At 69.3% G+C, this 6,945-nt stretch carries 10 protein-coding genes; 5 read left to right on the forward strand and 5 right to left on the reverse strand.

Annotated features, from left to right (window positions below):
• Positions 1 to 4 precede the first annotated feature (4 nt).
• Both I5I_RS13375 and ykgO read right to left on the reverse strand, forming a co-directional pair.
• Positions 5 to 520 (reverse strand): GNAT family N-acetyltransferase, encoded by a 516-nt coding sequence (locus I5I_RS13375; RefSeq protein WP_083868030.1) that lies wholly within the window; start codon positions 518 to 520, stop codon positions 5 to 7.
• A complete protein-coding gene (gene ykgO / locus I5I_RS13380) occupies positions 517 to 639 on the reverse strand; it encodes a type B 50S ribosomal protein L36 (protein WP_005049715.1) in 123 nt (40 codons plus the stop codon). The genes I5I_RS13375 and ykgO overlap by 4 nt, the downstream gene beginning before the upstream one ends.
• A gap of 82 nt (positions 640 to 721) precedes the next feature.
• Between ykgO and I5I_RS13385 the strand changes: the two genes are divergently transcribed.
• From I5I_RS13385 to I5I_RS13395, 3 genes are all read left to right on the forward strand, one after another.
• Complete coding sequence (locus I5I_RS13385) at positions 722 to 1,756, forward strand: GTP-binding protein (protein WP_036320710.1); 1,035 nt, start codon at positions 722 to 724, stop codon at positions 1,754 to 1,756.
• Between the two features lie 120 nt (positions 1,757 to 1,876).
• Positions 1,877 to 2,047, forward strand: coding sequence for a CsbD family protein (locus I5I_RS13390; RefSeq protein ID WP_036320714.1), 171 nt, complete (start codon positions 1,877 to 1,879; stop codon positions 2,045 to 2,047).
• Between the two features lie 137 nt (positions 2,048 to 2,184).
• Entirely contained in the window at positions 2,185 to 2,622 is a 438-nt protein-coding gene (locus I5I_RS13395) for a DUF1622 domain-containing protein (RefSeq protein ID WP_036320717.1), read from the forward strand.
• 13 nt (positions 2,623 to 2,635) lie between these two features.
• Here the strand turns inward: I5I_RS13395 and I5I_RS13400 are convergent, their stop codons facing one another.
• Together I5I_RS13400 and I5I_RS13405 are read right to left on the reverse strand one after the other, a co-directional pair.
• Positions 2,636 to 3,010 carry a DUF2834 domain-containing protein gene (locus I5I_RS13400; RefSeq protein ID WP_036320727.1) on the reverse strand — a complete coding sequence of 125 codons (375 nt, stop codon included), beginning with the start codon at positions 3,008 to 3,010 and terminating at the stop codon, positions 2,636 to 2,638.
• Positions 3,011 to 3,053: 43 nt separating this feature from the next.
• Positions 3,054 to 4,631 carry a molybdopterin-dependent oxidoreductase gene (locus I5I_RS13405; protein ID WP_036320720.1) on the reverse strand — a complete coding sequence of 526 codons (1,578 nt, stop codon included), beginning with the start codon at positions 4,629 to 4,631 and terminating at the stop codon, positions 3,054 to 3,056.
• Between the two features lie 88 nt (positions 4,632 to 4,719).
• On the opposite strand from I5I_RS13405, the gene I5I_RS17215 reads away from it, so the two are divergent.
• Positions 4,720 to 4,863: a hypothetical protein gene (locus I5I_RS17215; RefSeq protein ID WP_187289959.1), complete on the forward strand. Its 144-nt coding sequence runs from the start codon at positions 4,720 to 4,722 to the stop codon at positions 4,861 to 4,863.
• Positions 4,864 to 4,924: 61 nt separating this feature from the next.
• On the opposite strand, the gene I5I_RS13410 is transcribed toward I5I_RS17215, so the two are convergent.
• Entirely contained in the window at positions 4,925 to 5,257 is a 333-nt protein-coding gene (locus I5I_RS13410; protein WP_036320722.1) for a hypothetical protein, read from the reverse strand.
• 370 nt (positions 5,258 to 5,627) lie between these two features.
• Between I5I_RS13410 and I5I_RS13415 the strand changes: the two genes are divergently transcribed.
• A partial coding sequence (locus I5I_RS13415) for an HNH endonuclease signature motif containing protein (protein ID WP_239640128.1) occupies positions 5,628 to 6,945 on the forward strand: 1,318 nt, incomplete at its 3' end.

Here is a 6,945-nt window from a genome sequence, read left to right on the forward strand (position 1 = left end):
GCGCTCAGACGCCGAGGGGGCGCGCCCTCCATACGACATCCCGATCGCGCGCCGCGGGGTCGACCACGTCGATGCGGTCGATGACGAACCCCTCCCGTTGATAGAACGCGCCGGCGCGGCGATTCGCGGCGACGTGCTCGATGAGCACGCGGGGCGTCCCCTCCGGCAACGTTGCGATCATGGCATCGAGCAGGCGGACGCCGAACCCCCGGCCGCGCCGCCCCGGAGCGACGTACAGCCGATAGACGACGGGTTCGCCGCCGGCGGTGCCGAGCTCGCCGACACCGACGAGGGCTCCGTCCGCGTCCACGGCGATCCACACCGCCCCCGCCGCCACCCCTCGGGAGGTGACCTCCGGGTTCCACCAGTCGGCCACGAGCTCGGCAGCGGCCGCCGCTCCGATGAGCGGACCGTAGTGCGCCGGGAGCACGTCCGTTCCGAAGGCGCAGATCGCCGGGACCTCCTGCGGGCGCGCGAGACGGATCTCGACGTCGGCGCTCGAGGAGGCGTCGATGGTCACCCCTGCCGCCCCTTGAACCGAGGGTTCTGCTTGTTGATGACGTAGACGCGACCGCGCCGGCGAACGACCTGAGCACCGGGCTGCTCCTTCAGCGACTTGAGCGACGCACGAACTTTCACGAGACCTCCTTGTTGATAATTCTTCTCAATAAGAAGCTAGAGTGAAGGCGTCCGTCCGTCAAACCTGAAAGCAGGCCCCGTCGTGCTGCCCTCTCCCCTCATCGTCGCCGGCGTGTGCACTCCGGAACGTCGGCGCTATGCCGCCGGGCTGGCCGTCGCCACGCAGCGTGGGCTGCTGCGCATCTCGACGAGAGACGATGCCGCGGCGCCGACGCCGGACCACCCCGTCACCATCGCTCTCACCCGCGACCGCCGGGACGTCGAACGGTTCGTGATCGATGCCGGCATCGACGTGGACGTGCTCCACCTGGACATCGTGACCCGAACGCCGTCCGCGCCGATCGTGTGGGTCGTGGACGCACGCCACATGCTCGACGATCTGCGCAACCCCAGTCCGCTCGACGAGAATGGAGGCCCCGGCGACGGCGACAGCGGTGCGCGTGCACGCCGAGCCGTCACACTGCTGGAAGCCGCCACACTCGTCAGCATCGTCCGGTGGGAGCACGTGACGACAGCCGAGCTCTCGATGCTCATGGCGCTGGCCTCGCATCTGGCGCCGCGCGCTCGGGTGCGCCTGTCGCGGGGCCCCAGCGAAGACATCCGGGCGCTCATCGACTCCGCGCCGTCCGCCGTCGACGATGGGCCCGTGCTCGAGCGTGCCGGGTGGGTGCGCGCCCTCAACGACGAGCACGACCCCTACATGACCGACCCGCGGGTGAGCACCGTGCGCTACGAACGACTGCGACCGTTCCACCCCTCGCGGCTCGCCGATGCGCTCGACGAGATCGACACCGAGCGCTTCGGTCTTCTGCTGCGATCGGCGGGCTTCTGCCGGATCGCGACCCGACCCGGCATCCTCGCCCGATGGAATCAGGTCGGCTCGGCGATGTGGATCGATCCGCAGGATGCCGGGGCCGAGGCGGCGCTCACCGCGCAGGACATCGCGCTGACCGGGCTGGACCTGATCACCGGTGCGGTGATGGCGACGCTCGACGAGGCACTGTTGACCGACGCGGAGCTGGAGGCCGGAGCCGCGGCCTGGGCGGCTTTTCCCGATCCCCTCCCCGACTGGCCGGCACTCGCGGAAGACCCCCTCCCGCGCGACCCGTCGGCGTGATCAGGATCCGGATGCCGCGGCATCCGCGCATAGTACGGTGGCCGCGCCGCGTCAACCCACTGCCCTCCGGCGCGCGGACTTCATAGCGTCGAGGCAGGAGTTGGCAGAAGGGAAGACATCATGGGTCTCGACGACAAGATCAAGAACGCGGCCGAGGACATCGGCGGCAAGGTCAAGGAGGGCGTCGGCAAGCTGACGCACAACGAGAAGCTCGAAGCGGAGGGTGAGGCCGACCAGGCCAAGGCCCACGTGAAGAAGGCCGGCGAAGACGTCAAGGACGCGTTCAAATAAGCCCCCGACCGACGCCCCCACTCCTCGGCGAGTGGGGGCGTCGTCTGCGCGCGGACGACGCCTGCTCGCCGCGCCCACGAGCCGCCTCGTAGAGTGAGCGGCGAGAGGATGTCCGTCCTCCGAGGGGAGCGCACAGCATGGCGGAGAGCATCGAGCCGTTGTTCACGGCGATCGCGCTCGGGTTCGAGGCGATCGGCGCGCTCGCCATGGTCGCCGGATTCGTCATCGCCCTCGTTCTGGCGGTGCGCGCGCTTCGGCGCACCGGGAGCGGCCACGACGCCTACCTGGTGCTGCGCAACACGCTCGGCGCCGCGATCCTGCTCGGGCTGGAGGTCCTCGTGGCCGCCGACCTCATCCGCACGATCACTTCCAAGCCGTCGATCGAAGACGCGGTGATCCTGGGGCTCATCGTGATCATCCGGACCGTTTTGTCCATCTCGATCCAGATCGAGATCGAGGGCACCCTCCCCTGGCGACGGGCGCTGCTGACCAGCGGCGGCCAGGTGCTCGCCCGTTCGATCGCGCGTGAACGCAAGGCCACACGCACGGACGAGGGCCGCGCCGTCACCGACTGAGCCCGGGGGCCGTTCAGCTCGCGGGCTCAGCGAGGTCGTCGGAGCCCGCGGTCGTCAGCATCCGCCGCGCCGCGAGCGTCCGTTCGCGCATCGCGAGAAACAGCGGAAAGACGAAGGCGAACGCGGTCACGAGCGACACGAGCACGTACAGCCACGGGCGGCGCATGCCCAGCCGTCGTCCTTCGACGATGATCAGGATGCTGCCCGCAATCGCCGCGACCATGATGTCGACACCGATCGACCCGACGGCCGGTCCCGACTGCACGAGATCGAGCAGGTAGTTGCGCATCAGTACGACCGACCAGACGTTCAGTGCGAACGTGCCGACAAGGCCTCCGACCGCCAGCACGAGGTAGGTGATCGCGAGAGGTGTCCAACGAGCTGTCATGGGCACATTCTCACGCGTCAGCATCGCCACCGTGCGCGATCGCTCACGACGAGACCGTGACGAGCACCCGGTGCCACCCCGTCGAGCCGTTCGGCGCGATCGGGGCACGCTGCTGCTCCTGCAGCTCGCCCTTCTTGTTCCAGGCGCGCACAGCGATGTAGTGAGTGCCGGGCGCAGCATCCCATTCGTACATCCACTGCACCCAGCTCTCGTCGTTCACCGGCGTGGAGATCGTCGCGGGAACCCAGCCGGTATCGTCGATGTTCACCTCGACGCGGGCGACGCCGGTCGGCTGCGCCCACGCCATGCCGGCGACGGGCACACGTCCGGGGGCGACGGGGCTGCCGACCTTGGGGACGTCGACACGCGAGGAGAGTTTGATGGGCGCCTGGGCGCTGTAGCCTCGCGGCGTCCAGTACGCCTCATCAGCGGCGAAGGTCGTCACCTTCAGCTCGGTCAGCCACTTCGTCGCAGAGACGTACCCGTAGAGCCCCGGGACGATCATCCGCACCGGAAAGCCGTGCTCGGCAGGGAGCGGCTCGCCGTTCATCGCGACCGCCAGAATCGCGTCGATTCCATCATCCGTGAGCGCCGACAGCGGAGTGCTCGCGGTGTAGCCGTCGACGCTGCGCGAGAGCACCATGTCGGCGCCGCCCTGCGGGCCCGCCATCCGCAGAATGTCGCGGACGGGCACGCCGAGCCATCTCGCATTGCCCACCAGCCCGCCGCCGACCTCGTTCGACACGCACGTCAAGGTGATGCCGTACTCGTCCAGCCCCATGCCCACGAGGTCGTCGAAGCTCAGCTCGATGCGACGGTCGACCATGCCGTCCACGACGAGGCGCCACGTCGTCGGATCGATGGCCGGGACGGTGAGCGCCGTGTCGACGCGGTAGAAGTCGGCGTTCGGCGTGAACAGCGGCGAGAGACCGGGAACGTCGAGCTCGGCGCCCGCGGGTACGGTCAGCGTTCGGCGAGGGGCCGGCAGCTTCAGCGCATCGCGGATCGCTTCGACCGATGAGGTCGCGGCCGTCACGACGCGTGCCGTGACACCGACGATCACGGCGGAGACCCCGGCCACGCCCGCGACGCGGAAGAAGCCGCGCCGACCGAGCGCCCGCGCCTCGTCCGGCGCGGAGTCGGTTTCGGCAGAGTCCGGACCGGGCCGCCGCCAGCGCCGCAGGCGGCGACCGAGCATCACGAGAACGACGGATGCCGCGGCCGCCCCGACCACGGGAGGAACGAACGACAACGGCGTGACTCCGGTGCGCGAGACGACGGCGGCGGTCGACAGCACGCCGGCGATCGCGACGACCACGACGCCAAGAGGGCTGCGCACGTACTCGAGCACTCCCCCGATCGCCGAGGCGATCACGACGGCGAGGCCGAGACCGGCGAGGAGGGCGATCTTGTCGTTGGAGCCGAACGTGGCGATCGCGAACTCTTTGAAGGGCTGGGGGACGATGTCGATCACGAAGCCACCGACCGCCAGGATCGGGCTGGCGTTGCGCGCGACGAGCATCGCCAGCAGCTCGGCGACGCCGAGGAACACCGCACCGCTGACAAGGCCCGCGAGGGCGGCGAGGGCGAGCGACACGCGCCGGCCGGTGTGCGTGGTCACGATGATCTCCTGCCGCCGGGGTCGGGGTACCTGTGTTGTTCGTCGCTACCGGGCAATCGGATGGGTGGCGGCTTTCTAGGCTGACTGCATGGAGACCGACGACATCGCCCACTCCCGAGCCGTCGCCGACATGTCGCCCCGCGCGATCGACGCAGAGCACCGCGCCGTCATGCGCGCGGGCGATGCTGGCGGGGTGGACGGCGACATCGTGCTGGATCTGCGGGCGGTATGACCGACGGCCTCGCAATCGAGGTTACGGACGACGCCGTCGAGGGAGAACGAAATGACCGCCGTCACAGCTCGCCGCTTCCATCGGCCGCGGCACCGTCCGGCGGAGCCGTGAAGGAAACCGGCGTGCCGGTCGCCCGCGCGTAGGCGATCTCCGCCGCCGTCGATGCGCCGACATAGCCGCCCGGGTTGACGACGAGCACGCGATCGGCGAGGTCGATCTTGTGGCGGTGCAGCGCATCGAGGTGCGCCTTCTGGTCTGCGCTGACATCGCCGTCCATCTCGGCGGGCGCGAGAACGATGACGCCGCGAAGTGTGAGATCACGGCTCGCGTCGCGCATCTCGTCGGCGAAGCGCGCGGATCCGCAGATGCACACGATGTCGGGGCGAACGGGCATAGCCCAGTCTCCCATTCCAGCCCGACAGAGCCCCTCGCGGGCGTGGGGTCGCCGCCGTGCCCCACAGCCCGCACAGCCCAAGATTCGACTTTCGTATGAAGTCACGAAAAGGTAACGGAAACCCCTTGTGGCCGTTATCTGGTCGTTATAGAGTGCTCGCACGGTAGTTGTTTTGCTGTGGCAGCTACCGGCATGTGATTGCAGGACACTCTTGGTGCAAGGGACAAGGGCCGGTCGGGAGCCTCTCCGACCGGCCCTTACTCTTGCGTTGATTCCTCCCCAGATCCACCCCGTGGAGAGTTCTCCACAATGAACCGCTGACCGGGGATTCTTTCCTCTCGATGTCGGAGGTTCGGGGCAGAATCAACGTATGTCCACCACCGATTCCCGCACCGCACGCGCTGAGCGTACGGCCGTCGGTGAGATCGTGGAGGCCCTCGTCGACAGACGCCGTCGCATCGCGGCACTGCAGGCGGAAGAGGCGACCCTGCTGCACGCCGCCCAACAGCATGCACTCGCGCAGCGCAACGCCGCGTACGTCGATCGAGAGGCTCCCGACGACATCACGATCCGGTCGATCGCCGCCGAGATCGGCGCGGCGACACAGCAGTCCGATCGCACGATCCAATCGCGTATGGATGAGGCATCGATGCTCGTGACACGCTTTCCGGCGACGCTCAATGCACTGACGGCCGGCCGGATCAGCCGCGCTCACGCGGCGGTGATCACGGATGCCGGGGGACGCCTGATCGACGACGACGCCCGCGCCGCCTACGAAGCGGCGGTCCTGCCGGTGGCCGAACGCGAGACCTTCGGCCGACTGCGGCCCGTCGCCCGCCGCCTCGCCGACGCCTTTCACCGGACGCCGATCGATGAGCGCCACCGCGACGCCCGCCGCCAGCGCCGCGTTTGGGTCTGCGATCGCGAAGACGGTATCGCGGAGCTCGGGCTCACCGGCCCTGCCCACCTCGTGCACGGCGTCTACGACCGCCTGACCCAGCTCGCACGCGCCGTCCTCGACGCGCCCCGCCCCTCAGCCCCGGACGACGAGACGATCCCGGCGACCGTGGATGCCGCGTCTGCCACCGCTCCCGACATGCGACGACTGGATGAGGTTCGCGTCGACGTCGCACTCGACCTCCTGCTCTGCGGACATGCGACCGCTGAAGCGAGCACCACGAGCATCGCCGCGGCCGATGCGATCCGTGCGCGCATCCAGGTCACGATTCCCGCGATGAGCCTCCTCGGCGGCGCGGACGAGGCGGCCGACCTGACCGGATACGGCCCGATCGACCCCGACCTCGCACGGCAGCTCGCGGGCACCGCCGCCGGGTGGGATCGGTTGCTCACCAGCCCGACGACCGGAGCCGTCCTCGCCGTCGACCGCTACCGCCCCTCCCGTGACCAGTTGCGCCTGCTCCGCGCGCGCGACGAGCACTGCCGTTTTCCCGGATGCCGCCAGCCGATGCCCCGCTGCGACGTCGACCACACCGTCGCCCGAGAACACGACGGACCGACGTCGGTCACGAACCTGGCGCATCTGTGCCGACGGCATCACACCCTCAAACACCATTCCGCCTGGCGCGTCCGCCAGCGGGCGGACGGCGCTCTCGAATGGACGAGCCCGACGGGGCGGCGATACGACGACCTTCCCGCGCGCACTCTCGTTTCGAGCCACCGCCGTCGAA

It is taken from the genome of Microbacterium sp. B24 (genome assembly GCF_000333415.1).
Taxonomy (GTDB): Bacteria; Actinomycetota; Actinomycetes; order Actinomycetales; family Microbacteriaceae; genus Microbacterium.

Bases quoted from the DNA above. Each gene is read 5' to 3' on its own strand.
- I5I_RS13395 (WP_036320717.1), top strand. From the start codon at position 2,185: ATGGCGGAGAGCATCGAGCCGTTGTTCACGGCGATCGCGCTCGGGTTC.
- I5I_RS13400 (WP_036320727.1), bottom strand. From the start codon at position 3,010: ATGACAGCTCGTTGGACACCTCTCGCGATCACCTACCTCGTGCTGGCG.
- I5I_RS13390 (WP_036320714.1), top strand. From the start codon at position 1,877: ATGGGTCTCGACGACAAGATCAAGAACGCGGCCGAGGACATCGGCGGC.
- I5I_RS17215 (WP_187289959.1), top strand. From the start codon at position 4,720: ATGGAGACCGACGACATCGCCCACTCCCGAGCCGTCGCCGACATGTCG.
- I5I_RS13410 (WP_036320722.1), bottom strand. From the start codon at position 5,257: ATGCCCGTTCGCCCCGACATCGTGTGCATCTGCGGATCCGCGCGCTTC.